Below are 26,846 nucleotides of genomic sequence, written 5' to 3'. Positions count from 1 at the left end.
AACTCTCAACTCTCCCTTCTCAACTTCTTAAAGGTTTTTACCGTGACAGTTCTTATACTTCTTACCGCTTCCGCATGGGCAAGGATCGTTACGTCCTACAGTCTTTTCTGCACGGATGGGTTCACGTTTCTGCTGTTCACGAGTATCCTGGCTGGCAGCAGCCTGTTGGTTCGGATCACTCAAGTCCTGCTTGTTTTCGCGATACTTGCTCATATCCTGACGTTGTTCAGGAGCAGCCTGACGCACTTCCACACGACGGGCAGCCTGTTCGTCCGGAGCTTCCTGTACAGGAATTTGTCCGCGCATCAAGATAGATATAGTCTGGTTGTTGATCTTGTTCACCATGGCGTCGAACAAAGTCACAGATTCCAGTTTATAAATCAACAGCGGGTCTTTCTGTTCGTAACTTGCGTTCTGTACGGAATGTTTCAGTTCGTCCAGTTCGCGGAGGTTTTCTTTCCATGCTTCATCGATAACGTGGAGCAGGATTGATTTCTCGAACGATTTCACCACTTCTTTAGATTCCGATTCGTAAGCTGCTTTCAGGTTACAAGAGATATTATACATTCGTTTACCGTCTGTAATAGGAATCAGGATGTTTTCATACATGTGTCCCTGATTTTCATATACCTGTTTGATAACCGGATTAGCGATCTGTGCCAGACGTTCAGTTTTGCGTTTGAAGTTATCCATCGCAATGTTGAAAGTCTTTTCGGCCAACTTTTCTTTCTTCTCGTTACGGAATTCTTCTTCAGTGAACGGAGTTTCCATCGCCAATGTCTGAAGCAGTTCCATCTGGCAGCCTTCATAATCATTGTTTTCGATAGCATTGGCACAACGGTCCCAAATCATGTTCACGATGTCCATACCGATACGTTCACCCATCAAAGCGTGGCGGCGTTTGGTGTAAACCACTGTACGCTGCTTGTTCATTACGTCGTCATATTCCAACAGACGTTTACGAATACCGAAGTTGTTTTCTTCCACCTTCTTCTGGGCACGTTCGATAGAATTGGAAATCATCTTGTGCTCGATCATTTCGCCTTCCTGGAAACCAAGTTTGTCCATTACGCTGGCAATACGGTCGGAGGAGAACAGACGCATCAAATCATCTTCCAGTGACACAAAGAATATAGAAGAACCCGGGTCACCCTGACGTCCTGCACGACCACGCAACTGGCGGTCTACACGACGGGATTCGTGACGTTCCGTACCGATGATGGCCAAACCGCCCGCAGCTTTCACTTCCGGACTTAACTTGATGTCGGTACCACGACCAGCCATGTTGGTAGCGATGGTTACTGTTCCGCTCAAACCGGCAGTAGCAACGATGTCCGCTTCTTTCTGGTGCAGTTTGGCGTTCAATACCTTGTGCTCAATCTTACGCATGGTAAGCATCTTGCTCAACATTTCGGAGATTTCTACCGAAGTAGTACCCACCAATACCGGACGTCCTGCCTGAACCAATTTTTCGATTTCCTCGATAACAGCTTTATACTTTTCGCGTTTCGTCTTGTAAACGCGGTCGTTCATATCCTTTCTTGCAATCGGACGGTTGGTCGGGATCACGACTACGTCCAATTTGTAGATGTCCCAAAGTTCGCCTGCTTCCGTTTCAGCAGTACCGGTCATACCGGACAGTTTGTGATACATACGGAAGTAGTTCTGCAAAGTAATCGTTGCAAAGGTCTGCGTAGCAGCTTCCACTTTCACACGTTCCTTGGCTTCGATAGCCTGGTGCAATCCGTCAGAGTAGCGGCGACCTTCCATGATACGGCCTGTCTGCTCGTCTACAATCTTCACCTGTCCGTCGATCACTACATATTCATCATCTTTCTCGAACATGGTGTAAGCCTTCAACAATTGGTTGATGGTGTGTACACGTTCCGATTTGATGGCATAGTTTGTCAGAAGTTCATCTTTCTTTTCAAGCAGTTGTTCGTTAGTCAGATGTTGGTTTTCCAGTTCCGAAAGTTGTCCGGCGATGTCCGGAAGAACGAACAATGTCGGGTCTTCAGAGTTACCGGTAATCAGGTCTACCCCCTTGTCTGTCAGGTCTACACTATTCAGTTTCTCGTCGATTACGAAATACAGCGGATCAGTAACTTCATGCATGCGCTTGTTGTTCTGTTCCATGTAGATTTCTTCCGTCTTGAGCATACCTGCCTTGATACCCTGTTCACTAAGGAACTTAATCAAAGCCTTGTTTTTCGGCAATGCCTTGTGGCTGCGGTATAAAGCGAGGAATCCTTCTTCCACCTCTTTCTTATCGTTGGATGCGATCAGTTTCTTAGCTTCGGAGAGATATTTGGTAGCCAATACTTTCTGTGCTTCTACCAGACGTTCTACTAACGGACGGAGTTGCTCGAACAATTGGTCGTCGCCTTTCGGTACAGGACCGGAGATAATCAACGGAGTACGGGCGTCGTCAATCAATACCGAGTCGACCTCATCGACGATGGCATAGTTGTGCTGACGTTGTACAAGGTCTTTCGGGCTGATAGCCATGTTGTCACGCAGGTAGTCGAAACCGAATTCGTTGTTCGTACCGAACGTGATGTCTGCCAGGTATGCCTGACGGCGTGCGTCGGAGTTCGGTTGATGGCGGTCGATACAATCCACGCTCAATCCGTGGAACATATAAAGAGGTCCCATCCATTCGGAGTCACGTTTGGCGAGGTAATCATTCACGGTAACCACGTGCACACCGTTTCCGGTCAGTGCGTTAAGGAATACCGGGAGGGTAGCCACCAATGTTTTACCTTCACCGGTTGCCATTTCCGCAATCTTACCTTTGTGCAGAACGACACCACCAAAAAGCTGTACGTCGTAGTGAACCATGTTCCATACCGTATCGTTTCCACCGGCTATCCAGTGATTCTGGTAGATGGCCTTGTCGCCTTCGATGCGTACAAAATCTTTCGTTGCAGCCAGTTGGCGGTCAAAATCCGTAGCGGTAACAACGATTTCTTCATTTTCTGTGAAACGTTTGGCAGTAGCTTTCACGATAGAGAAAGCAACGGGCAGCACTTCGTCCAGTGCTTTTTCATATTTCTCCAGAATTTCTTTTTCTGTCTTATCGATTTGTGCGAAGACTTCTTCGCGGTCTTCCAGTTCCAGTGTCTCGATGCTTGCCTTCAACTCTTCCACTTTCGCACGTTCGGCGGTAGCCGATTCATGGATATATTTTTTGAGTTCTTCCGTTTTGGCACGGAGGGCGTCGTTGTCCAGTTTCTCAACCTCCGGGTAGGCAGCTTTGATCTTTTCCACCCAGGGCTTGATTTCTTTCATGTCTCGTGTGGATTTGTTTCCGAAAATCGAGCTTAAAAATTCATTAAATCCCATGTTATATTATTTAGTTTATTATTTATCTTTTTCTGCACCACAGATTTCACGGATTTACACAGATTTTTTCATATAGAACACGGATCTTTCTTTTTAATCTGTGTGAATCTGTGGGATTTGTGGCGAATAATCTCCGCAAAGTTACATTAAAATGCTGATTTATTTATGTTTTGCTCCCTGTTTTTGTGAGTAAATTTTTACCGTAGGTCGGTAATAGGAGCAGAAGTACAGGCATTGGGAGCCCGGATACGCATGAAATGTGCCAGTGTGGGCGCAATATGTTCAATGGTTACAGGTGTCCGGATAATGGCCGGTTTTACGGAATGTCCCATGAAAATCAGCGGTGAAGGGATATAAGAATGACGTACCACTTTGTTTTCGCCGCCGTTCTCGTTGACGATGGTCCATCCGGGAAGGACGTCGATTACGAGGTCGCCCGAACGTTTGCGGTGGTAGCCGTTGCGTATTTTATGAATTTCCGGTGTCCATGAACCCAGCAACAGCCGGTTGGCTGAATATGCTTCGTTCACTCCGCTGAACTGCATCAGGAATTCTGCTGACTTTTGTTGGATCTCTGCCAGATTCAGTTCCTTCTTTTCCAGCAATTTATGATTCAGATAAATCTGCTGGTTGTGGTGAGCTTCCACATACTTTCCTTCGCCATACGTAGCCATCAGGTACATATTCAATAGGGCGGCACAACGGTTGAGGTAAAACTCTCCGCCGGGAATCTTGTACAATCCCGAGTCAGCCGATTCGCTGTCCGTATATCCGGTGGAAGTGACGAAAATAAGCACGTTTTGTAGTCCTACTTTCTTGTCGAGCGCTTCGAGCAGGTTTTCGATGCTGCGGTCGAGACGCACGTAGGTGTCTTGTATTTCCATGGCACATTCCTGTACGGATTTATGTGCGTAGTTTCCTGCATAATAAGTAAGTGCCAATAAGTCAGTAATGTCATCCATGCCGATGGAGCTTTTGTTCAATGCTTCTTCGGCAAGTGCGTTCACTTCGTCATTCACAAAAGGGCTGGCGATGAAGCGTCTGTACTTATTGTTACGGTCGTCATCAAATTTATATTTGAAGAGTATATCCCGCCAATCTGGCAGAAAAGTGTACATGCCACGGGGGAATACCGGTTCCCATGTCATACCCGCAATACGGAAATCAATCGCCTGCCGGTCATTGTATTGGCTTGCCCACCACGGAAATTCTCCATAATAGGTCGTTCCGCTCCATTTTCCGGTGTTGGGATTGAGCCAGAAAGCACCGTTTCCGGCATGTCCGGCTGCGAAAAGCGCGGCATCGCAATCGGGGGCGATGGCATATACGAGTCCTTTGCCTTGGGTCGCTATTTTAAGCTCGTCGGCAATGGTGGAAGTCAGTAATTTGGTGGGTGCGGCCGTTTGGTCGGTGTAATATCCCATGAATGCCGTGTCGTCCGTACTGTTGACGGGGCGAAGGGTAGAGGCGTCCATCCATCGTTGGGAGATGATTCCGTTCATGGAAGGCGTCGTGCCGCTGTAAATAGCTGCGATGGCAGAAGCACGGTCTACGCCGCAGAAGGTATATTCGGCGTTATGGAACACTCTTCCCTCTTTCCAAAGACGTTTGAAGCCTTTCTCGCCGTAGAGTGACGAAAATGCTTCCAGATAGTCCGTACGCAGTTGGTCGATAGTCAGCCCTACCACTAATTTAGGGGCGGAAGGCAGTGACTGGGCTTGTAGCCCGGTGAAAGTCAGTACGGTGATGAGGGAAGTTAGTAGTCCTTTCATTATTTCTTTTTAGATGTCACAATCAGATTGCTTGCTGAACGTATCAGCAAAACGAGTGCCAAAGGTACAACAGCAAAGTCAAATCTTTGCGGAATTACAGGAAAAAGCACTATAAAAAGTGTTAAAACGACCAGATCCAAGGTCAAGTACCAGCATTTCTTCCCTTTTCGGACACAATATACGATGTAGGGAAGGAAAAGAAGTTGCCCCGGATGGAAAAACAATAACAGGAAATTGGAGCTGACTGCCGGGTGTTGGGAGAAGAGGGCGAGGAAGGCGAGGACGCATCCCACGATACCTGCCATGCCAAAAAGAACAAGGTCGATCCCCCATAATCCGGTTCTCCGGCGGATGCCATAGATCGTGGCGGCGGCTGTCAGTATAAATAAGAGTAACGAGCATTGGAGCGGAGTGGGCATCCAGCCGCTTTCATCCGGTTCGGGAGTGACGTCGATTATCAGTTCGTTGGCCTTGACAAGCGGACGGGAATAGGTATCTGTGAAAATCTGTGCGCCGTCGAAAGCATCCATCAGATAGAAGGGGGCAAACATCATTTGCCGTTGTGTGATGGGCTGGTCGGCTTCGCTTCCGATGCAGAGGTCGATGCCGAAACGCGCCCACGGATGTCCTTTGCAATATTGATGTACGATGTCGCGGAAAGTGCGCGAACCATCCTGCGGTTCCGTCGGATAAACCACCTTTCCTGCAATGCTTTCTTCTATCTTGTCCCGGGGACGGGTGGCGCAATTGTCGTAAAAGAAATTATAACGGTACACCCGGTTTTCCGGGCGATAATTTTCTTGTAATAACTGGATTAGTTCTGTTTTCTCTTCATCAGTCAGGTTCAGTGTTTGCTGCCACACGCTGCGTCCGTAGAATGCGTATTCAGCCGCAAAATGCTCATAATCCGTCACTCCCAGTTGGTAATCGGTTTCTCCGAGCGAGAAGCGGAAGATGAAGTTAGGAGTGTTGAAACTGAATAATCCGTAATTGAACACAACGTCAATCCCTTGTGACGGGTTTTCATAGCGGATGGCAGTGTGTCCGAACAGGGAATATATTTCTTCTCCGGGAGCGCAAGTCAACAAGCTCAAGCGGATGGAGTCGTTGCTGTTGGCAGGTGCTTGTCCGGCGGACGGAAGCAACAGGAAGAAGGAGAGGATTGTATATAAGAAAAAACGTTTCATTAGCAGGCTCGTTTTATTTTGGTGGCAAATATAGGAAGAATTGTTGGATTCGGGAAAACGGTGGTTCTGTTTTATCGGAATAGAGTCTCTATTTCATACAAACAGAGGCTCTATATGGCTTAAACAGAGGCTCTGTTTCCCTCAAATAGAGCCTCTATTTGGGGGCTAAAAAATCGAACAGCCAAACGAACACCCCCTGAAGGTGGCTCAACTGCTTGTCTGTCATGCGTTTGCAACGCTCGGAAAAAAGTAGGCGAACCACCAACCGAACATATATAAATACTAAAATATAATAATCTATATAATATAGTTCGCTCAACACACTTTTTCTGTGTTTTGTGAATGAAAAAATGAAGATGATTCAGGAAATTTGCCTTTAGATGAGATAAAACGGAGCCTCTGTTTGAATGAAATAATGTTTCTGCTGGAACGGAAAATTGATTACAAAATAGTGGAACGCTTTGTGGAACGCTGTTTTTCTCTTGTAATCTATTGCTTATTAGTAGTTTATGATGTAATGAAAAAGGACTGCCGAACGCAAAGTGGAATACATAATAAACAATAAAAGATAATTGATCTATTTAAAAATAGATAGTTCGATTTTTTTGTTTGGGGGGATTTCTAAAATGAAAAAAGAAGATAATTCCTCTTCTATGCTTCAACTTTTCTTTTTTTACTTTACCTTTGCGCCCGCTAAAGAACCAAAAGATTTGAATTTAATAATCGACATAGGAAATACAAAGGCAAAGATTGCTTTCTTCGACGGCGGAGAAATGGTGGATGTAGTAGCTGAATCCAATCAGTCTCTAGGTTGCTTGAAAGCTCTTTGTTCTCAATATCCGGTTGAACAGGGGATTGTGGCTACTGTCATTGATCTAAACGAAAAGGTTTTAGCTGATTTGGCCGCTTTGCCGTTTCCTTTGCTCTGGCTCAATCATCAGACTCCGCTGCCGGTTGTCAACCTGTACGAAACTCCCGAAACATTGGGATATGATCGTATGGCTGCCGTAGTGGGTGCTAATGAGCAGTTTCCTCATCGGGATATATTGGTGATTGATGCGGGAACTTGCATTACTTACGAGTTTATCGACTCAAAAGGCCAGTATCATGGCGGTAATATTTCTCCCGGTATGCAGATGCGTTTCAAGGCACTGCATCAGTTTACGGGACGTTTGCCTCTGGTGGACACCAACGGGCGCAAACTCCCGATGGGACGGGACACCGAAACGGCTATACGCGCCGGAGTGATGAAAGGGATGGAATACGAAATTTCAGGTTATATTGAGTCTATGAAGCATAAATATCCTGAACTTTTGGTTTTTTTAACGGGCGGAGATGATTTTTCTTTTGATAGCAGCGTAAAAAGTATCATCTTTGCAGATAGATTTTTAGTGTTGAAAGGATTAAATAGAATTTTAAACTATAATAATGGTAGGATTTAAACACACACTTTGTGCGCTTTTGCTCACGATGGTTACCGGAATGGCAATCGCTCAAAATAATACAAACTCTCCTTATACACGATATGGCTATGGCGACTTGTCCGATCAGAGTTTCGGGAATAGCAAGGCGATGGGGGGAATTGCTTTTGGACTTCGGGATGGAGCACAGATCAATCCGCTGAATCCTGCTTCGTATACAGCCATTGACTCGTTGACGTTTATTTTTGAAGGAGGCGTTAGTCTGCAAAATATGAATATTAGTGGCGGTGGTGTGAAACTGAACGCTAAAAACTCTAGCTTCGACTATTTGGCTATGCAATTTCGTTTGCATCCGAGGGTAGCGATGAGTATCGGTCTGTTGCCATTTTCCAATGTGGGATATTCTGTATCGGAAAGCAATGAGGCTACAGAAACTTCACCGTATAGCACGAAAAGCCTTACTGGTGAGGGAGGTTTACATCAACTGTATGTTGGTGCGGGTGTAAAAGTCTTGAAAAACCTGTCTGTTGGTGTGAATGCTTCTTATTTTTGGGGAGACATAACCCGCTCGTTGACGCAGCTTTATCCGAATACCGCTTCTGCTTATTCTTACATTAGGCAGAATGCTGTGTCAGTGTCGGATTATAAACTGGATTTTGGATTGCAATATACGCAAGAATTTAACAAAAAACATTCAGCCACTATCGGAGCAGTATATTCTCCGAAGCATAAACTGAATAATGATTATACAGTAACGACGCAAGCTAGCTCAACTGTCAGTCAGGATTGGGATGCTACGCTTGAAGTGCCTAATACTTTTGGCGTCGGCTTTACATATAACTATGACAAACGTTTGACTGTCGGTCTGGATTACAGTTTGCAACAATGGTCAAAAACAAAGTTTGGCGTAAATACATCGGATGATGCTGTACGTGAAGATTTTGATGAAACATACACGTATTGCGACCGTCATAAAATATCAGTGGGTGCGGAATATATTCCCAATTTGATTGGACGTTCCTATTTATCCCACATCAAATATCGTTTGGGAGCTTATTATACGACTCCGTATTATAAGATTGGCGGTAAAGACGCAGCCCGCGAATATGGCGTAACAGCCGGTTTCGGTCTGCCTGTGCCTCGTTCCCGTTCCATCCTTAGCATCAGCGGACAGTTTGTTCGTGTAAGTGGACAGGAATCGACCTTTGTAAACGAAAATATCTTCCGCGTTAGCATCGGATTGACGTTCAACGAACGTTGGTTCTTCAAACGCAGAGTAGAGTAATTGAGATGAATGTAAGAAGAGAAAGAATAGACGACTATAATAATAACAACTAAAATTTAGATACAATGAAAATTAAAACGCTTGTGGCTATGTTGTTCCTTTCGGCAGGGGCAACCACTGTGGTAGCACAGGATGCGACTAACTGTAACTCGAACAGTAGTATCTCGCATGAAGCTGTGCGTGCAGGTAACTTTAAAGATGCGTATACTCCTTGGAAAGCTGTGTTGGAAAACTGCCCGACGCTTCGTTTCTATACTTTTACTGACGGATATAAAATTCTGAAAGGCTTGATGGGACAAATCAAGGATAGGAATAATCCGGAATATCAGAAATATTTTGATGAGCTGATGAATACGCATGATTTGCGTATCAAATACACAGATGAGTTCTTGGCTAAAGGTACAAAAGTGTCTTCTGCTGATGAAGCTCTGGGTATCAAAGCAGTAGATTACATCGCTTTCGCTCCGAAAATTGATGTTAATCAGGCTTATCAATGGTTGAGCCAGTCGGTAAATGCAGTAAAAGCTGAATCTGCTGCCGCTACTATCTTCTATTTCCTGCAAATGTCTTTGGATAAACTGAAAACAGATCCTAACCATAAGGAACAATTCATTCAGGATTATCTGGCTGCTTCTGAATATGCTGATGCTGCTATTGCTGCTGAAACGAACGAAGCAAAGAAGAAAAACTTGCAAGGTATCAAAGATAATCTGGTTGCTTTGTTTGTAAACAGCGGAACAGCTGATTGCGAATCACTGCAAAACATCTATGGACCGAAAGTAGAAGCTAACCAAACAGACCTGGCTTACTTGAAGAAAGTAATCGACATCATGAAAATGATGAGATGTACGGAAAGCGAAGCTTATCAACAGGCTGCTTTCTATGTGTACAAGATAGAACCTAGTGCAGATGCCGCTACCGGATGTGCTTACCAAGCATTTAAGAAAGGTGACATCGACGGTGCTGTCAAATTCTTCGACGAAGCCATTGGATTGGAAACTGACAACGTGAAGAAAGCTGAAAAAGCATACGCTGCCGCAGCGGTATTGGCTTCTGCTAAAAAACTGTCTCAAGCAAGAGCATATTGTCAGAAAGCTATCGGGTTCAACGAAAACTATGGTGCTCCATATATCCTGATTGCCAATCTGTATGCAATGAGTCCTAACTGGAGCGACGAGTCAGCTTTGAACAAGTGTACTTACTTTGCAGTAATCGACAAACTTCAACGTGCAAAACAAGTAGATCCGAGCGTAGCTGAAGAAGCTAACAGCTTGATCGGTAGATATTCTGGTCATACTCCACAAGCTAAAGACCTGTTTATGTTAGGTTACAAGCAAGGCGACCGCATCACTATCGGCGGTTGGATAGGAGAGACTACAACGATTAGATAACCGTATGTTGCGAAAACGAAGAAACCGTTTGTTGCATAAAAGCATGAGCATAACAATCACCTTCGGGGTGGTTGTTATGCTTCTTTTATTATCTTCCTGTGGCGGAAAACAGAAAGCTATGGGAGAGGCTATCACAGAACGTGATTCTCTTCCGGTGATGACCACATTGGGAGTTACTACCCTTATTTCCGATTCCGGAGTGACACGTTATAGGGTGAACACGGAAGAGTGGATGATGTACGACCGTAAAAAGCCTTCGTATTGGGCGTTTGAAAAAGGTGTGTATATGGAGCAGTTCGACTCTATCTTTAATGTAGAAGCCAGTATTAAGGCAGATACTGCCTATTATTATGACAAAGAAAGACTTTGGAAGCTGATAGGGAATGTGGATATACAGAACCGCAAAGGAGAGCGTTTTAATACCGAACTGCTCTACTGGAATGAGGCCACTCAAAAAGTGTATTCCGACAAGTTTATACGTATTCAGCAACCGGACAGAATTATCACAGGACACGGCTTCGACTCGAACCAGCAAATGACTATATATACCATTCGTAATATTGAAGGTATTTTCTATGTGGACGAGGAAGCGAGTAGCGGTCCGCCCCAACCGGAAACAAAAGCACTGCCGGATTCAGTGAATAAAGATACTGCGAAATAGGCGAAGTCATATCATTGTACCGTATCTCGTAAATCGTCTGATCGTAAATCAAAACTTATGAATATTTATATCTCTCTAATTATCACCATGGTCTTTTCCGCTTTCTTTTCAGGAGTGGAGATTGCCTTTGTGTCGGTAGACAAACTGCGTTTTGAGATGGAACGCAAGGGGGGAATTACGTCCCGCATCCTTTCTATCTTCTTCAAGAACCCGAATGAATTTATCTCTACCATGCTGGTGGGGAATAATATCGCACTGGTCATCTATGGTATCCTGATGGCACAGATTATCGGCGACAATCTGCTGGCGGGATTCATTGACAATCATTTCCTGATGGTGTTGGCGCAGACCGTTATTTCTACCCTGATTATCCTGGTGACCGGAGAGTTTTTGCCGAAAACAATCTTCAAAATCAATCCCAATCTGGTCTTGAATGTTTTTGCCATTCCGCTTATTGTTTGTTATGTGGTTCTCTATCCCATCTCCAAATTAGCCTCCGGCTTGTCTTGTATTTTCCTTCGCCTCTTTGGAATGAAGGTTAATAAGGATGCGTCCGACAGAGCTTTTGGAAAAGTCGACCTCGATTACTTCGTACAAAGCAGCATTGATAATGCCGAAAATGAAGAAGAGTTGGACACGGAAGTGAAAATCTTCCAGAACGCCCTCGACTTCTCGAACATAAAAATCCGCGACTGCATCGTTCCCCGTACCGAAGTGGTGGCTGTTGATTTGACTACTTCGCTGGACGAGCTGAAAAGCCGCTTCATAGAATCCGGAATCTCCAAGATAATCGTGTATGACGGGAATATCGACAACGTAGTCGGTTATATCCATTCGTCGGAAATGTTCCGTGCCCCGAAAAACTGGCATGAGAATGTGAAACAAGTGCCGATTGTGCCCGAAACCATGTCCGCTCATAAACTGATGAAACTCTTCATGCAGCAAAAGAAAACGATTGCCGTAGTGGTGGATGAATTTGGCGGTACGTCCGGCATCGTGTCTCTGGAAGACCTCGTTGAAGAAATCTTTGGAGATATAGAAGACGAACACGATAACACTTCCTATATCAGCAAGCAAATCGACGAACGCGAGTATGTGTTGTCCGCCCGTCTGGAGATAGAAAAAGTCAATGAGACGTACGGACTCGACTTGCCCGAGTCGGATGATTATCTGACAGTAGGAGGGTTGATCCTGAACCAATATCAGAGCTTCCCGAAGTTGCATGAAGTGGTCCGGGTAGGACGTTATCAATTCAAGATAATTAAGGTCACAGCGACAAAAATAGAACTCGTGCGATTAAAAGTCTTGGAATAATGACGATAATCAAGAAATTTTTAGCCAATAAATAGATGCATATTAGCATTTTTTGTATCTTCGTGCGCTAAAACGACAAAAGAAAGAAATAATAATAAACATAAATCGTATTAATCAAAATGGCAACGTTACAAAACATTAGGTCGAAAGGACCTCTATTGGTGATTGTTATCGGCTTGGCGCTGTTTGCTTTCATTGCGGGTGACGCATGGAAGGTGATGCAGCCGCATCAGGCACATGACGTAGGTGAGGTGAACGGAGACGCTCTTTCCGCTCAAGAGTATCAGAATTTGGTAGAAGAATATACCGAAGTGGTGAAACTCATGCGTGGGGTGACCGCCTTGAATGACGAACAAACCAATCAGGTGCGCGATGAAGTATGGCGTTCCTACGTAAACAATAAACTGATCGAAAAAGAAGCAAAAGCACTGGGACTGACTGTTTCTGCTGCTGAAATCCAGGACATCCTGAAAGCAGGCGTTCATCCTTTGTTGAGACAAACTCCTTTCCAGAATCCGCAAACAGGAAACTTCGACAAGGATATGTTGAACAAGTTCCTCGTGGAATATGCCAAGATGAGCGAATCACAAATGCCGGCACAGTATGCTGAACAATACAATAACATGTATAAATACTGGTCTTTCATTCAGAAAACACTGATCGAGAGCCGTCTGGCAGAAAAGTATCAGGCATTGGTGTCTAAAGCTCTTCTTTCCAATCCGGTGGAAGCACAGGACGCTTTCGATGCAAGAGTGAACCAGTACAACGTGTTGATGGCTGGTATTCCTTACTCTTCTGTAGTGGACTCTACAATCGTAGTGAAAGAATCGGAACTGAAAGACTTGTATAACAAGAAGAAAGAACAATTCAAGCAATATCAGGAAACTCGTGACATCAAGTACATTGATGTACAAGTGACTGCAAGTGCTGAAGACAGAGCTGCTATCCAGAAAGAAGTGGACGAAGCTACTGAACAGTTGGCTACTACTACGGAAGATTATACTTCTTTCATCCGCTCGACTGGCTCGGAAGCTCCTTATGTAGACTTGTTCTATAACAAAACAGCTTTCCCGTCAGATGTAGTTGCCCGTTTGGACTCTGCTTCGGTAGGTACTATTTATGGTCCTTACTATAACGGTGCCGACAATACAATCAACTCTTTCAAAATTGTAGCTAAAGCTGCTGCTGCCGATTCTGTCGAATTCCGTCAGATTCAGGTATACGCAGAAGATGCTTTGAAGACAAAGACCTTGGCTGACAGTATCTACAACGCGATCAAAGGTGGCGCTAACTTTGCTGATCTGGCAAAGAAATATGGTCAGACTGGTGATGCAAACTGGCTAACTTCTGCACAGTACGAAGGTGCACAGATAGACGGCGATAACCTGAAATTCATCTCTGCTATCAACAATACAGGTGTGAACGAATTGGTAAACTTGCCGATGGGACAAGCAAACGTAATTCTTCAGGTAACGAACAAGAAATCTGTAAAAGACAAATATAAAGTAGCTGTTATCAAGCGTGAAGTTGAGTTCAGCAAAGAAACTTACAACCGCGCTTATAATGATTTCAGCCAGTTTATCGCAGCTAATCCTAGTGTAGAAAAGATGGTAGCTAACGCTGAAGAAGCCGGTTACAGATTGCTCGACAGAATGGATTTGAGCAGCTCTGAACACAATATCGGTGGTGTAAGAGGTACAAAAGAAGCGTTGAGATGGGCGTTTGATAAAGCAAAACCGGGTGATGTTTCCGGCTTGTACGAATGTGGCGAAAGCGATCACATGATGGTAGTAGGTCTGGTAGGCATTAAGCCGGAAGGATATCGTCCGTTGAAAGCAGTACAGGATCAGTTGAGAGCTGAAATCGTAAAAGATAAGAAAGCTGAAAAGATTATGGCTGACATGAAAGCTGCCAATGCAACTTCATTCAACCAGTACAAAGAGATGACTAATGCAGTCAGCGACTCTTTGAAGATGGTTACTTTTGCAGCTCCTGCATACGTATCAGCATTGCGCAGCAGCGAACCGCTGGTAGGTGCTTATGCTTCTGCAGCTGAAGTAAATCAGTTGAGCGCTCCTATCAAAGGTAATGCCGGAGTATTTGTATTGCAGGTATACGGTAAGGACAAACTGAACGAAACATTCGACGCAAAAGCAGAAGAAGCTACGCTGACTAACATGCACGCACGTTTTGCCAGCCGTCTGATGAATGATTTGTATCTGAAAGCAAACGTAAAAGATACACGCTTCTTGTTCTTCTAAACAAGTAGCAAGTAATAGATATTAGGCACGGATTACACGGATTTACGCGGTTTAAACTTATGAGGGAACCGCGAAACCCGTGTAATCCGTGCCTTTTTTGTGCTCGTTTTTTTTGTTTATGGTCTTTGTTATCTGATTAAATTTCCATATCTTGCCAATCTTTATCAATTGGCTTTGCGAAATACTTCATTAACTAATACGAATCTATATTATGACTAAACAACTAGCCCAGTATTCAGTTCCCGCTGAAAATTCACGTGTTATCCGTGTATTCCTTTCGTCAACGTTCAGAGACATGGAGATGGAACGTTCTGCATTAGTCAAACTCTTTAAGGGTTTGCAAGTGAAGGCTGCCAGCCGTGGTGCCACCATTTCATTGGTTGATTTGCGTTGGGGAATCACAGAAGAAGATGCGAAAAGCGGCAAGGTTGTTGAAATATGCCTGAAAGAGATCGTTAACTCCCGGCCTTTCTTCATAGGTATGGTAGGCGACCGCTATGGATGGTGTCCCAGTTATGAAGATTTATCTCAAACTCTCAATGACAGCTTGGAATATCGTTGGATAGAAGATGACTTGAATCACCATTTGAGTGTGACGGAAATTGAAATGCAGTTTGGTGTACTGCGCAATCCCAATCCGTTACATGCCTATTTTTATATAAAACAGTCGGCAGATGATGAACTGTCTTGCCCTGAAGAGGAGGCTCTTAAATTGAAACGTCTGAAAGAGAGTATTTTGCAACAGGATCGTTATCCTGTGCAAGAGTATGATTCGCCCGATCAGTTGTGTAACCTTGTGGAAGCTGCTTTCACGGAATTGCTTGAACGGGAGTTTCCTGACGTACTGACCGTTGAAGATAATCAAGCATTGCAAGAACAACTGACGCGCAATGAACTCTTATTCAATTATCACCCAATACCTGAAGCAGATCAGGCGTTTGCTGATTTTTTGGCGGCGGATGAACAGCGGTGTCTGGTGGTAACGGGCGGTTGCGGTCTTGGCAAGAGCGCTTTGTTGGCTCATTGGAGCGATTTAGTGAACAATGATATGCCGATGATTCCTATCTATCATCGCTTGGATAGTACTACATTGTCTTCTTATCCGGAAACGTTGGCGAGAATGTTAGCTTCTAAATGCCAGAACGCACTCAAGCATCAATCTTTGGGTGAGGAAAATTTGTTCGCGGCGGAAGTCTCAAAAGAACTGGACTCGACCCAAAGCACTGCCAAATCCATCATGGACGCCGTGAAAAACTCGGTTTTGATGGGAGATGCTGGCTTGAACACTTTTTCAGGGAACACACTTCGAAACCTCAAGGAGATTGAAGAAGATTTGAATTCTATCCAAAAGTTCAGTCAGTTGTGGAGTGCGCTGGGTGCATCAAGATACCCTATCATTCTGTTGATTGATGACATCAGTTATCTGAATCCGACTGAAGCATCCCTGTTTTCTTTATTTGCATCTATTCCCCCGAACGTGAAAGTCGTGTTGAGCTTTTCTGCGTCATCCACTGCCTACCTGCCCTTTGTTCAGAATGACTACGCTCATTTCCAGTTGAATGGTTTTTCACAGGCGGATGCCAAGTCGTTCTCAAAGCAATATTTGTCTACTTACTCCAAGGCTTTGTCCGCACAACAGGAAGATATTCTTGCTTCGTGGGTGCTGGCTAAACAACCGCGCTGTTTAAGTGTATTGCTCAACGAGCTGGTTTCGTTCGGTCAGTACGATGCTCTCAATGAATATATGAGTGGATATTGCCGGCTCAATGAGGTTGGGCAATTCTATGACAGTGTGCTACGGCGTTTGTCGGCTGATTATGGTTTCGAAGAGATTGGAAGAACGCTTCTGATGCTTTCACTTACTTTAGAAGGATTTACCGAAGATGAAGTGAAGAGCATGGCAGACATTAATCAGATACTTTGGTCGCAGTTGAGAGTGGAAATGAGCAGCTGGCTCACCAACAAAGGAGGACGATATTGCATTGGTGACACACAAATGGTAGAGGCAATCGAACGCTATTTCGCTCAAGATGACGAATGTATAGATGATAGTCGCCATGAAATTATTTCCGCTCTGCTGGATGAGGAAGAGATCCTTTCCCATCCGTTGACTTTTGCCGATTATAACTATCGCATGAAACAGTTCTGCTACCATGATTCGTATCGCTATAAAGTGGAGATTACCTATCAATGCTATAAGATGCAAGAATGGGATATATTGAAGGATTGGATTTGTGATGTGGAGATTTTCGAGATTCTGTATCGCACGAATCGTTCTCTGTTGGAAGATAGCTGGAAGGCGATCATGAACGACAATCCTGAAGTTACGCCTGAAGTCTATGCCGAATTGGACTTTGATGAGATCGATTCTTTTTTAATTCCTGTCATTGCTAATGATATGGCTACTTTCTTGAGCAGTTCTTTCCATCTGACGAAGGCGGCGGCTGCTGTGAGTGAGAAGAGTATGGAAGGTGCTGCCATGCCACTCATTGCCAAGTCGGTATTGAAGATGAATGAGGGATGCCGCTATGCCCGTAATGAAGAATACGAAACGGCATGCGACTGTTTCCTGAAAGCATTGGTGATGCAGGAAAACATTGTACCGACTCCGGAACTGGAGATTGCCAACACCTGCCGAAATCTAGCTCTGGCATATTACTACAATGAGCAATACAATGAAGCAGTGACCTATCTGAATAGGGCGCTTGATTATCATGCGGCTTCTGCTGATGAGAAGAGTCAGGCAGAAGTCATTGAACTTTCCGAATATCTGGCTTATTGTGATTACTATAAGGATGAGGAAGAGAGTGCTGCCGAGAAATTCCGGAAAGTAGCTGAAATGCACGAGTCGTTGAATGGCAGACTGTCCGGTGGAGTGGCTAAATGTTTGCGTATGCAGGGTAAATGTCTTTATTATATCAAACGATACGATGAAGCATGGATGCTGATGAATCAGGCGTTGGACATTGCTATACAGATAGACAGCAAAAAACAGATCGTCGCTTGTCATAAACAGTTGTATTATCTGTGCAGGGAATTCAAACGGATGATGAATGAACGTGGCGATGAGCAGGCATCTACTTTATTCTTCCGTGAGTCTCTTCTGCATGAAATGTATTTCAGCGAAAAACCGCGTCTGGCGGAATTGACTGTCCGCTACGAGGCATTGAGATGTGATATTATGCAGCAGTATTACATGAATAAAGACTATGATAACGTGATTCGTATTGCAACGTCTTTGGATTTTCACGATGATACTGACCCTAATGCTTCCTGTCTGGTATATTATTACAAAGCACAGGCTTATGTGAAGTTGGAGAATTATTCAATGGCGAAAGAGGCTTTCTTCAGAGAGTTTGAACTGCGAAAGAAATATCTGGGATGGGGGGATGAAGATACGATTCTGGCTTGTCAGAACCTAGGGGTTTTGCACAGCTTTTGTAATGAACGGGAAGAGGCGCTGGCTTGTTTCCGTGAGGCGTACGGTCATGAAGTGAAAAAGAATGGCGAGGATTCTGAAATGGCGCAAAAGCTACTTCAATATATCAGCGTGGTTGAATCATAACGGAGGCATACTTCCCTTTTTTGTTAACTTTTACATTCCTGCTATACGGAAATCGACTTTATTTCCTTACATTTGCAGATATAAACTATCAACAGAAAGAAGAATGTCTAAATATCCCCTTTTAGGAATGACTCTTGTAGAGCTTCAATCATTGACAAAAAGACTGGGTATGCCCGGCTTTGCTGCCAAGCAGATTGCATCCTGGCTTTACGAAAAGAAGGTAGCCTCGATTGATGATATGACTAATTTGTCATTGAAACACCGGGAGTTGCTCAAGCAGAACTATGAGGTGGGAGCGGAAGCTCCGGTAGATGAAATGCGCTCTGTAGATGGTACGGTGAAGTATCTTTATAAAGTGGGTGAGAACCATTTTGTAGAGTCGGTTTATATACCGGATGATGACCGGGCAACGTTGTGCGTGTCGTCACAAGTAGGTTGCAAGATGAACTGTAAGTTCTGTATGACCGGCAAACAGGGGTATACGGCTAACCTGACCGCCAGCCAGATCATGAACCAGATTCATTCGCTGCCGGAACGGGACAAACTGACTAATGTCGTAATGATGGGAATGGGCGAGCCGCTCGATAACCTGGATGAGGTATTGAAGGCATTGGAACTACTGACCGCTACCTACGGTTACGCATGGAGTCCGAAGCGTATCACGCTTTCTACTGTCGGGCTACGGAAAGGATTGCAGCGTTTTATCGAAGAAAATGACTGTCACCTTGCCATCAGCCTTCACTCTCCGCTGACCGTTCAGCGTGCTGAATTAATGCCGGCGGAAAAGGCGTTTTCAATCACCGAAATGGTGGAACTGTTAAAAAACTATGATTTTAGTAAACAACGTCGACTTTCGTTTGAATATATTGTTTTTAAAGGGCTCAATGATTCGCAGGTCTATGCCAAAGAGTTGCTGAAACTTCTTCGCGGGCTGGATTGCAGGGTGAATCTGATTCGTTTTCATGCCATACCGGGGGTAGACCTCGAGGGAGCGGACATGGATACGATGACCCGTTTTCGTGATTATCTGACGTCACACGGACTTTTCACCACTATCCGTTCATCCAGGGGCGAAGATATTTTTGCCGCTTGCGGTATGCTGTCGACAGCGAAACAGGAGAAAAATAATGAAAGTTAATATATAAAACCGAACATCATGAAAAAGTACTCTTTTATTTTATGCATCGCTTTGGTAGCCTTTGTCGTTGCATCTTGTGGTCTGAAAGGAAATCACACCTCTAGTGGTCGTGCTTACGAGCTTTTGGTTGTAGTAGATCACGGTGTTTGGGATCGTGCTGCCGGAAGGGCTTTACATGATGCGCTCGATGCTGATATGCCCGGTTTGCCGCAGTCGGAACCTTCTTTCCGGATTATGTATACTTCGCCGAAAGATTATGATTCTACGCTGAAGTTGATACGTAACATTATTATTGTAGATATACAGGATATATATACGAAAGCCTCGTTCAAATATGCGAAGGACGTGTATGCCAATCCGCAGATGATATTGACTATCCAGGCTCCGAACGAAGAAGAGTTCGAGAAGTTTGTGGAAGAGAACAAAAAGACGATTGTCGACTTCTTTACCCGTGCGGAAATGAACCGTCAGATTACGTTCCTGGAAGGGAAACACAGTAATTTCATTTCGCAGAAAGTGGACAGTTTGTTCGGATGCGACATCTGGGTGGATGCCGAACTGGCTAATTCAAAGACCGGGGATGATTTCTTCTGGGCTTCTACCAACACAGGTACTGCCGACCGTAACTTTGTGATGTACTCTTATCCGTACACTGACAAGGATACGTTTACCAAAGAATATTTTGTGCACAAACGTGATTCCGTGATGAAAGCCAATATTCCCGGATTCAAGGAGGGCGTTTATATGTCGACCGATAGTTTGTTGACCGATGTCCGTCCGATCAATGTGCAGAACAGCTACACAATGGAAGCACGTGGCCTGTGGCGTATGAAGGGCGACTTTATGGGTGGTCCGTATGTGTCTCATACTCGTCTGGACGAGAAAAACCAACGAATTATTACAGCAGAAATATTTGTTTATTCACCTGATAAAATGAAACGCAACCTGGTACGCCAGATGGAAGCATCTCTGTATACACTGAAACTTCCGAATGAAGTTCAGCAGAATCAGATTCCATTGGGAGAGGCATCTAAGGAAGCGGAACAAACTAATAAATAAAAACATGGAAGATAACAAGATAAGGATAGGTATCACCCAAGGAGATATTAACGGGGTGGGCTATGAGGTGATTCTTAAGACATTTTCCGACCCTACGATGTTGGAACTATGTACTCCGATCATTTATGGCTCACCGAAAGTAGCGGCTTATCATCGCAAAGCGCTGGATATACAGGCCAATTTTAGCATTGTCAACTCTGCTACCGAAGCGGGGTACAACCGTTTGAGTGTGGTGAACTGTACGGATGATGAAGTGAAAGTGGAATTTTCCAAACCCGACCCCGAAGCCGGTAAAGCTGCGCTGGGGGCTTTGGAACGTGCCATCGAAGAATATCGCGAAGGGTTGATAGACGTTATCGTAACAGCTCCGATCAATAAACATACGATTCAGTCGGAAGAGTTCTCCTTCCCCGGACATACGGAATATATCGAAGAACGTCTGGGCAATGGTGATAAGTCATTGATGATTTTGATGAAGAATGACTTCCGGGTGGCTTTGGTGACGACACATATCCCTGTCAGAGAGATCGCGACTACGATTACCAAAGAACTGATTCAGGAGAAACTGATGATATTCCATCGTTGTCTGAAACAGGATTTTGGTATCGGCGCTCCGCGTATTGCGGTGCTCTCTCTCAATCCTCATGCCGGAGACGGTGGTTTGTTGGGAATGGAAGAGCAGGAAGTGATTATCCCTGCCATGAAAGAAATGGAAGAGAAAGGAATCCTTTGCTACGGTCCTTATGCGGCCGACGGCTTTATGGGTTCAGGCAATTATACTCATTTTGACGGTATCCTGGCGATGTATCACGATCAAGGGCTGGCTCCGTTCAAGGCCTTGGCTATGGAAGACGGGGTGAACTATACGGCAGGCCTGCCGATAGTACGTACTTCTCCGGCTCATGGAACGGCATACGATATTGCAGGCAAGGGAGTGGCTTGTGAAGATTCTTTCCGTCAGGCAATCTATGTTGCCATCGACGTGTTCCGTAATCGTCAGCGGGAAAAAGTGGCTCGTGCCAATCCGTTGCGTAAACAGTATTACGAGAAACGTGACGATAGTGATAAACTGAAGCTGGATACAGTAGACGAAGATTAAAAACGAGTGATGACGAAAGCAGAGATACAACAAGTGAAACAGCGTTTCGGTATTATTGGAAATACTGAAGCATTGTCGCGCGCCATAGATGTTGCCATTCAGGTAGCTCCTACCGATTTGTCTGTGCTGATTACCGGAGAAAGTGGAGTCGGAAAAGAAAGTTTTCCGCAGATTATTCATCAATATAGCCGGAGGAAGCACGGACAGTATATTGCTGTCAACTGTGGCGCTATTCCGGAAGGTACGATTGATTCCGAACTGTTCGGACATGAGAAAGGTGCGTTTACCGGTGCGATTGGCGAACGGAAAGGGTACTTTGGCGAAGCTGACGGCGGTACTATTTTTCTTGATGAAGTAGGGGAGTTGCCGATGTCTACCCAGGCACGTTTGCTCCGTGTACTGGAGAGTGGCGAGTTTATGAAAGTAGGTTCGTCCAAAGTACAAAAAACGGATGTGCGTGTGGTGGCGGCTACCAACGTCAATCTTACACAAGCGATTGCAGAAGGACGTTTCCGTGAAGATTTATATTACCGGTTGAATACGGTGCCTATCCAGATACCGCCTTTGCGTGAACGTGGTGACGATGTACTTTTGTTGTTCCGTAAGTTTTCCGCAGACTTTGCAGAGAAATACCGGATGCCTGCTATTCAGTTGACGGAGGATGCGAAGAAAGAGTTGTTGGCTTACCCGTGGCCCGGAAACGTGCGTCAGTTGAAGAACATCACCGAGCAAATATCTATCATTGAAACCAATAGGGAGATCTCTGCTGCTATCTTGCAGAATTATCTTCCCGCACAAAATACGCAACGTCTTCCCGCGTTGATGGGAACGCGTGAGAGTAAAGGCTTTGAGAGCGAACGGGAGATTCTTTATTCTGTTCTGTTCGATATGCGCCAGGAAGTGGCGGAGCTGAAGAAGATGGTGCACAACCTGATGGCGGAACGTGCCGGACAGGTGGGGCAGGTAGGACAAATGGGAACGGTGGTTACTACTCCGGTAGTGACGGCGCATCAACCTTCGGTACCTGCTATCATTCACACCATGCAGCCTACGGTTTGCAAGGATGATGATGACATACAAGACACGGAAGAATATGTAGAAGAATCCCCTTTGTCACTGGACGAAGTGGAGAAAGAAATGATACGCAAGGCACTTGAGAGGCATCATGGAAAGCGGAAGAGTGCGGCCAAGGACTTGAATATTTCCGAGCGTACACTTTATAGAAAAATAAAAGAATATGAATTGGATTAAGAAAATAATACGCCCTTTGTTACTGTTCGGCTTGCCGTTGGTAGTCATTGCGTGCACTGTTTCCTATAAGTTTAACGGATCGTCTATCAATTATGATAAGGTAAAGACCATTTCGATAGCCGACTTCCCGATCAAGTCGGAGTATGTATATGCTCCGTTGGCAACCAAATTCAATGAGGACCTGAAAGATATCTTCATCCGGCAGACCCGTCTGCAACTGCTCAAGCCGAATCAGAATGCCGACTTGCAGATTGACGGAGAAATCACAGGTTACAATCAGTACAACCAGGCAGTATCTGCCGACGGTTATTCTTCGGAGACGAAGTTGACTATTACCGTCAATGTACGTTTTGTCAACAACACCAATCATGCCGAAGACTTTGAACAACAGTTTTCTGCGTTCCGTACCTACGACTCTAGCCAGTTGCTGACTGCCGTACAGGACGGATTGATTGCTGAAATGTCTAAAGAGATCACCGACCAAATTTTTAATGCAACTGTAGCAAACTGGTAATATAAATGACTTCTGTTAACTTTCAACAATGGATTCAGCATCCCGAGACGCTGAATAGGGATACTTTGTACGAACTGCGCAATCTTCTTGCGAGGTATCCGTATTTTCAGTCACTTCGTCTGCTGTATCTGAAGAATCTGTATATTCTCCATGATATTAGTTTCGGTGGAGAACTGCGGAAAGCAGTTCTTTACATTGCAGACAGACGGCAGTTGTTCCGGTTGATTGAAGGTGACCGCTATGATGTGCAGGCACGGAAAAAGGGAGTACCTCTCACGGAGGTACTGAAAGACGAACCGTCCGTAGACCGCACATTAGCATTGATCGACGCTTTCTTGTCCACAGTACCCGAAGAGGTGACTGCCCGGACCAGCTTCGACTATTCGATGGATTACACCTCTTATCTTTTGGAGGAGACTCCGGCCACGGAACAGTCGGCCGAAGAAACGCCCAAACTCAAAGGCTACGAACTGATTGACGACTTTATAGAAAAGAGCGAGAGCGACTCTCCCCTCTGCATGAAACCTTTAAGAGAAGAAATGCCATCTTCGCCAACCTCTTCGGACGAACCTACCGAAGAAGAAACGATGAAGGAAGAAGAGGAAGATGACAGCTGTTTTACGGAAACTTTGGCAAAAATCTATGTTAAACAGCAACGATATTCAAAAGCTCTTGAAATAATTAAAAAATTAAGCTTGAAATATCCAAAAAAAAATGCTTACTTTGCAGACCAAATCAGATTTTTGGAGAAATTGATTATTAACGCTAATTCAAAATAACTAAAAATGTACTTATTATTCGTTATCTTAATGGTTATTGCAGCCTTGTTGATGTGTTTCATCGTGCTGATTCAGAACTCAAAAGGAGGCGGACTTGCTTCTGGTTTCTCTTCATCTAACGCCATCATGGGCGTGCGCAAGACTACAGATTTTCTGGAAAAAGCAACATGGGGCTTAGCTATCTTCATGGTGGTAATGAGCATTGCTACTGCTTATGTAGTTCCTCGCTCTGCTGTTGCTAAAGACGCAGTGTTGGAACAGGCACAGAAAGAACAACAGACTAACCCGTATAACTTACCCGCAGGTACGGCTGCGCCGCAAACTGAAGCTCCTGCTACCAATGCACCTGCTACAGAAACTCCGGCACCGGCTACTGAAACTCCTGCTCCTGCAGCAGAGTAATTCACTCCGTCGTCAGGTAAGACTTTGGGGGTAAAACCATTAATGGGAAGGTGCAGACGGATGCTGCATTTCTTTGATATTTAAGTGCGGATTACGCAGATTACACGGATTTTCAATCTTCCGCGTGGTCAGTGTAATCCGCACTTAACTTTTTCTTGTAAAAACAATCTCTTTTTGATAGAAACAAACGAGATTTAACTACCTTTGTTGGTCGTATGAAGATTATTAACTACTATTTTTAAATATAACAATGACAGAACATTTGAAACAGAAATTGAATGACTCCGCCGTACTCCGATGGAGTGTTCTAGCATTGGTCGCATTTACTATGCTATGCGGCTATTTCCTCACCGACGTAATGTCTCCTCTAAAACCCATGCTTGAGAAAGAACTACTATGGGACAGTCTTGATTATGGTTTCTTCACAAGCGCTTACGGATGGTTTAATGTATTCCTGTTGATGCTGATCTTCGGTGGTATCATTTTGGATAAGATGGGGGTTCGTTTCACCGGAATGGGAGCTTGCTTATTGATGGTGTTTGGTTGTGGATTGAAATACTATGCGATTTCTACTACTTTTCCGGAAGGTGCCATGCTCTTCGGATTCAAAACACAGGTAACCCTGGCTGCATTGGGGTATGCTATCTTCGGTGTAGGTGTGGAAATTGCCGGTATCACAGTTTCCAAAATTATCGTGAAATGGTTCAAGGGTAAGGAAATGGCATTGGCTATGGGACTTGAAATGGCTACGGCACGTATCGGAACAACTCTGGCAATGGTGCTCACGGTTCCTTTGGCCGACTTTTTCGGATCTACGGATGAGAGTGGCACATTCCATACCAATATTCCTGCTCCGATTCTGTTTTGTCTGATTATGTTGTGCGTGGGTACGATTGCTTTCTTCCTTTATACTTTCTATGATAAGAAGTTGGATGCTTCTTTGGATGCAGAGGGATTGGAGCCGGAAGAGCCGTTCCGTATGAAAGATATTGTGTATATCATTACGAATAAGGGATTCTGGTTGATTGCATTACTATGTGTATTGTTCTACTCGGCTGTATTTCCCTTTATCAAGTATGCTGCCGACTTGATGGTGCAGAAGTATAATGTAGATCCGAAGTTGGCGGGAACGATTCCCGGATTGTTGCCGATTGGTGCGATTATCCTGACTCCGTTGTTCGGCTCGCTTTATGACCGTATCGGTAAGGGAGCTACGTTGATGATAATCGGATCAGTGATGCTTATTTTTGTGCATACGATGTTCGCTCTGCCTATACTGAATATATGGTGGTTTGCTACTATCATCATGATTATATTGGGATTTGCCTTCTCGTTGGTGCCTTCAGCTATGTGGCCGTCTGTTCCGAAGATTATTCCGGAAAAACAGTTGGGTACTGCATACGCATTGATTTTCTGGGTACAGAACTGGGGATTGATGGGTGTTCCTTTGTTGATCGGATGGGTGTTGAATACTTATTGCAAAGGTCCGGTAGTAGACGGTGCACAGACTTATGACTACACGTTGCCGATGGCTATTTTTGCTCTTTTTGGTGTACTTGCTCTGATTGTGGCTTTGATGTTGAAGGCAGAGAACAAGAAGAAGGGATACGGTCTGGAAGAGGCGAATATCCAAAAGTAACTAGGAAATTCAATACCTAAAGTAACAAAGGAATTTTGTATCAAGGTGTAAACAGAAGAGTATCAGTATGAATACTCTGAAATAAAAAATAAGAAGTATGGCTGCCAAAGAGAAAATCAACCTGTTAGAGGTCATTCCCTGTCGCAGTGAACATATTACAGCAGAAAGGGAAGGGGAGACAATTGTGCTCTCCTTTCCCCGTTTTAAATATCCGTGGATGCAACGCTTCCTTGTGCCGAAAGGAATGTCGAAAGAACTTCATGTGAAATTGGAAGAACACGGTACGGCTGTATGGGAACTGATAGATGGAAAACGCAATGTTCGTGAGATTATAGAAAAACTCGCAGACCACTTTCAAAATGAAGAGGGCTACGAGTCGCGTGTATCGGCTTATCTTTCTCAAATGCAGAAAGATGGATTTATAAAACTGGTGATACCAGTCGTATATAGGAACTTATTATTATTTATTTGATAAATACAGCCCAAAGTATGACGGCAATTGCTATCAGGACCCCCATGATAATAAGCGTTCCCCAAACAAAATAATTGCTGTCTTTCTCTTTCTTTTTCTCCGAGTCGTGGATGATACGTTCCATTTCTTCGGGGGTGGTGTTGGGTAGTGGATAAGGTTCGTTTGCACGGTTTAAATGCTTCAACTTATCGTTAGCACGTTCACGACGTAGGCGGGAAGCTTCCCGTCCCTCTTTTATTCGGCGTATCATGTCGAATGCATGTCCTTCACCAACCATATTCTTTGTTTTTT

The 26,846-nt window shown here is 44.5% G+C and carries 20 protein-coding genes; 16 read left to right on the top strand and 4 right to left on the bottom strand.

What is annotated here, in order from left to right; all coding sequences use genetic code 11:
- Positions 1 to 27: 27 nt before the first annotated feature.
- The 3 genes from secA to DW862_RS09615 all read right to left on the bottom strand — a co-directional run bounded on the left by secA (position 28) and on the right by DW862_RS09615 (position 6,304).
- Positions 28 to 3,345: a preprotein translocase subunit SecA gene (gene secA / locus DW862_RS09625; RefSeq protein WP_008020978.1), complete on the bottom strand. Its 3,318-nt coding sequence runs from the start codon at positions 3,343 to 3,345 to the stop codon at positions 28 to 30.
- Positions 3,346 to 3,542: 197 nt separating this feature from the next.
- Entirely contained in the window at positions 3,543 to 5,117 is a 1,575-nt protein-coding gene (locus tag DW862_RS09620) for an alkaline phosphatase family protein (protein WP_117684978.1), read from the bottom strand.
- Positions 5,117 to 6,304, bottom strand: a complete 1,188-nt coding sequence (locus DW862_RS09615) for a DUF4105 domain-containing protein (RefSeq protein ID WP_120067931.1) — start codon at positions 6,302 to 6,304, stop codon at positions 5,117 to 5,119. Before DW862_RS09615 ends, DW862_RS09620 begins: the two co-directional genes overlap by 1 nt.
- A gap of 653 nt (positions 6,305 to 6,957) precedes the next feature.
- Here DW862_RS09615 and DW862_RS09605 point away from each other — a divergent pair.
- The 16 genes from DW862_RS09605 to DW862_RS09530 all read left to right on the top strand — a co-directional run bounded on the left by DW862_RS09605 (position 6,958) and on the right by DW862_RS09530 (position 26,555).
- Positions 6,958 to 7,746, top strand: a complete 789-nt coding sequence (locus tag DW862_RS09605; protein WP_008020984.1) for a type III pantothenate kinase — start codon at positions 6,958 to 6,960, stop codon at positions 7,744 to 7,746.
- Positions 7,733 to 9,010 (top strand): OmpP1/FadL family transporter, encoded by a 1,278-nt coding sequence (locus DW862_RS09600; protein ID WP_009039713.1) that lies wholly within the window; start codon positions 7,733 to 7,735, stop codon positions 9,008 to 9,010. Before DW862_RS09605 ends, DW862_RS09600 begins: the two co-directional genes overlap by 14 nt.
- 65 nt (positions 9,011 to 9,075) lie before the next feature.
- Complete coding sequence (locus DW862_RS09595) at positions 9,076 to 10,401, top strand: hypothetical protein (RefSeq protein ID WP_008017009.1); 1,326 nt, start codon at positions 9,076 to 9,078, stop codon at positions 10,399 to 10,401.
- A 43-nt stretch (positions 10,402 to 10,444) separates the two neighbouring features.
- Positions 10,445 to 11,062: an LPS export ABC transporter periplasmic protein LptC gene (gene lptC / locus DW862_RS09590; RefSeq protein ID WP_008645327.1), complete on the top strand. Its 618-nt coding sequence runs from the start codon at positions 10,445 to 10,447 to the stop codon at positions 11,060 to 11,062.
- A 57-nt stretch (positions 11,063 to 11,119) separates the two neighbouring features.
- A complete protein-coding gene (locus DW862_RS09585) occupies positions 11,120 to 12,376 on the top strand; it encodes a hemolysin family protein (RefSeq protein ID WP_004314044.1) in 1,257 nt (418 codons plus the stop codon).
- Positions 12,377 to 12,495: 119 nt separating this feature from the next.
- Positions 12,496 to 14,637, top strand: coding sequence for a peptidylprolyl isomerase (locus tag DW862_RS09580; RefSeq protein WP_004304661.1), 2,142 nt, complete (start codon positions 12,496 to 12,498; stop codon positions 14,635 to 14,637).
- A 211-nt stretch (positions 14,638 to 14,848) separates the two neighbouring features.
- Positions 14,849 to 18,202 (top strand): DUF4062 domain-containing protein, encoded by a 3,354-nt coding sequence (locus DW862_RS09575; RefSeq protein WP_120067928.1) that lies wholly within the window; start codon positions 14,849 to 14,851, stop codon positions 18,200 to 18,202.
- Between the two features lie 103 nt (positions 18,203 to 18,305).
- Positions 18,306 to 19,340, top strand: a complete 1,035-nt coding sequence (gene rlmN, locus DW862_RS09570; protein WP_008017001.1) for a 23S rRNA (adenine(2503)-C(2))-methyltransferase RlmN — start codon at positions 18,306 to 18,308, stop codon at positions 19,338 to 19,340.
- Positions 19,341 to 19,358: 18 nt separating this feature from the next.
- On the top strand, positions 19,359 to 20,399 hold the full coding sequence (locus DW862_RS09565) for a DUF4837 family protein (RefSeq protein ID WP_004315823.1): 1,041 nt from the start codon (positions 19,359 to 19,361) through the stop codon (positions 20,397 to 20,399).
- A 4-nt stretch (positions 20,400 to 20,403) separates the two neighbouring features.
- On the top strand, positions 20,404 to 21,498 hold the full coding sequence (pdxA, locus tag DW862_RS09560; RefSeq protein WP_004309801.1) for a 4-hydroxythreonine-4-phosphate dehydrogenase PdxA: 1,095 nt from the start codon (positions 20,404 to 20,406) through the stop codon (positions 21,496 to 21,498).
- 9 nt (positions 21,499 to 21,507) lie between these two features.
- A complete protein-coding gene (locus DW862_RS09555; protein ID WP_004309800.1) occupies positions 21,508 to 22,749 on the top strand; it encodes a sigma-54-dependent Fis family transcriptional regulator in 1,242 nt (413 codons plus the stop codon).
- Entirely contained in the window at positions 22,736 to 23,263 is a 528-nt protein-coding gene (gene lptE, locus DW862_RS09550) for an LptE family protein (protein ID WP_004309799.1), read from the top strand. The genes DW862_RS09555 and lptE overlap by 14 nt, the downstream gene beginning before the upstream one ends.
- Before the next feature lie 5 nt (positions 23,264 to 23,268).
- The gene (locus DW862_RS09545; protein WP_120067926.1) at positions 23,269 to 24,042 is read left to right on the top strand and encodes a tetratricopeptide repeat protein; all 774 of its coding nucleotides are present in this window, start codon (positions 23,269 to 23,271) and stop codon (positions 24,040 to 24,042) included.
- A gap of 6 nt (positions 24,043 to 24,048) precedes the next feature.
- Positions 24,049 to 24,444, top strand: a complete 396-nt coding sequence (gene secG, locus DW862_RS09540) for a preprotein translocase subunit SecG (RefSeq protein ID WP_004301890.1) — start codon at positions 24,049 to 24,051, stop codon at positions 24,442 to 24,444.
- 250 nt (positions 24,445 to 24,694) lie between these two features.
- The gene (locus DW862_RS09535; protein ID WP_004309797.1) at positions 24,695 to 26,083 is read left to right on the top strand and encodes an MFS transporter; all 1,389 of its coding nucleotides are present in this window, start codon (positions 24,695 to 24,697) and stop codon (positions 26,081 to 26,083) included.
- Positions 26,084 to 26,180: 97 nt separating this feature from the next.
- Entirely contained in the window at positions 26,181 to 26,555 is a 375-nt protein-coding gene (locus tag DW862_RS09530) for a PqqD family protein (RefSeq protein ID WP_120067924.1), read from the top strand.
- Here DW862_RS09530 and DW862_RS09525 read toward each other — a convergent pair.
- Positions 26,548 to 26,832 (bottom strand): hypothetical protein, encoded by a 285-nt coding sequence (locus tag DW862_RS09525; protein ID WP_004301893.1) that lies wholly within the window; start codon positions 26,830 to 26,832, stop codon positions 26,548 to 26,550. The two genes, DW862_RS09530 and DW862_RS09525, sit on opposite strands and share 8 nt — an antisense overlap.
- Positions 26,833 to 26,846 lie beyond the last annotated feature (14 nt).

The sequence above is a fragment of the Bacteroides sp. AM37-9 genome (assembly GCF_003603455.1).
Lineage (GTDB): Bacteria > Bacteroidota > Bacteroidia > Bacteroidales > Bacteroidaceae > Bacteroides > Bacteroides xylanisolvens.
Note: the sequence above shows the minus strand (reverse complement) of the source record. Positions and strands in the feature narration are given on the sequence as shown.

What these genes read in the sequence shown, in the direction of transcription:
- DW862_RS09595 (WP_008017009.1), top strand. Translation starts at nt 9,076, where the DNA reads ATGAAAATTAAAACGCTTGTGGCTATGTTGTTCCTTTCGGCAGGGGCA.
- DW862_RS09545 (WP_120067926.1), top strand. Translation starts at nt 23,269, where the DNA reads ATGACTTCTGTTAACTTTCAACAATGGATTCAGCATCCCGAGACGCTG.
- rlmN (WP_008017001.1), top strand. Translation starts at nt 18,306, where the DNA reads ATGTCTAAATATCCCCTTTTAGGAATGACTCTTGTAGAGCTTCAATCA.
- DW862_RS09615 (WP_120067931.1), bottom strand. Translation starts at nt 6,304, where the DNA reads ATGAAACGTTTTTTCTTATATACAATCCTCTCCTTCTTCCTGTTGCTT.
- DW862_RS09600 (WP_009039713.1), top strand. Translation starts at nt 7,733, where the DNA reads ATGGTAGGATTTAAACACACACTTTGTGCGCTTTTGCTCACGATGGTT.
- DW862_RS09565 (WP_004315823.1), top strand. Translation starts at nt 19,359, where the DNA reads ATGAAAAAGTACTCTTTTATTTTATGCATCGCTTTGGTAGCCTTTGTC.
- DW862_RS09605 (WP_008020984.1), top strand. Translation starts at nt 6,958, where the DNA reads ATGCTTCAACTTTTCTTTTTTTACTTTACCTTTGCGCCCGCTAAAGAA.
- DW862_RS09530 (WP_120067924.1), top strand. Translation starts at nt 26,181, where the DNA reads ATGGCTGCCAAAGAGAAAATCAACCTGTTAGAGGTCATTCCCTGTCGC.
- DW862_RS09555 (WP_004309800.1), top strand. Translation starts at nt 21,508, where the DNA reads ATGACGAAAGCAGAGATACAACAAGTGAAACAGCGTTTCGGTATTATT.
- DW862_RS09535 (WP_004309797.1), top strand. Translation starts at nt 24,695, where the DNA reads ATGACAGAACATTTGAAACAGAAATTGAATGACTCCGCCGTACTCCGA.
- lptC (WP_008645327.1), top strand. Translation starts at nt 10,445, where the DNA reads ATGAGCATAACAATCACCTTCGGGGTGGTTGTTATGCTTCTTTTATTA.
- DW862_RS09580 (WP_004304661.1), top strand. Translation starts at nt 12,496, where the DNA reads ATGGCAACGTTACAAAACATTAGGTCGAAAGGACCTCTATTGGTGATT.
- DW862_RS09620 (WP_117684978.1), bottom strand. Translation starts at nt 5,117, where the DNA reads ATGAAAGGACTACTAACTTCCCTCATCACCGTACTGACTTTCACCGGG.
- DW862_RS09575 (WP_120067928.1), top strand. Translation starts at nt 14,849, where the DNA reads ATGACTAAACAACTAGCCCAGTATTCAGTTCCCGCTGAAAATTCACGT.
- secG (WP_004301890.1), top strand. Translation starts at nt 24,049, where the DNA reads ATGTACTTATTATTCGTTATCTTAATGGTTATTGCAGCCTTGTTGATG.
- pdxA (WP_004309801.1), top strand. Translation starts at nt 20,404, where the DNA reads ATGGAAGATAACAAGATAAGGATAGGTATCACCCAAGGAGATATTAAC.
- DW862_RS09525 (WP_004301893.1), bottom strand. Translation starts at nt 26,832, where the DNA reads ATGGTTGGTGAAGGACATGCATTCGACATGATACGCCGAATAAAAGAG.
- lptE (WP_004309799.1), top strand. Translation starts at nt 22,736, where the DNA reads ATGAATTGGATTAAGAAAATAATACGCCCTTTGTTACTGTTCGGCTTG.
- secA (WP_008020978.1), bottom strand. Translation starts at nt 3,345, where the DNA reads ATGGGATTTAATGAATTTTTAAGCTCGATTTTCGGAAACAAATCCACA.
- DW862_RS09585 (WP_004314044.1), top strand. Translation starts at nt 11,120, where the DNA reads ATGAATATTTATATCTCTCTAATTATCACCATGGTCTTTTCCGCTTTC.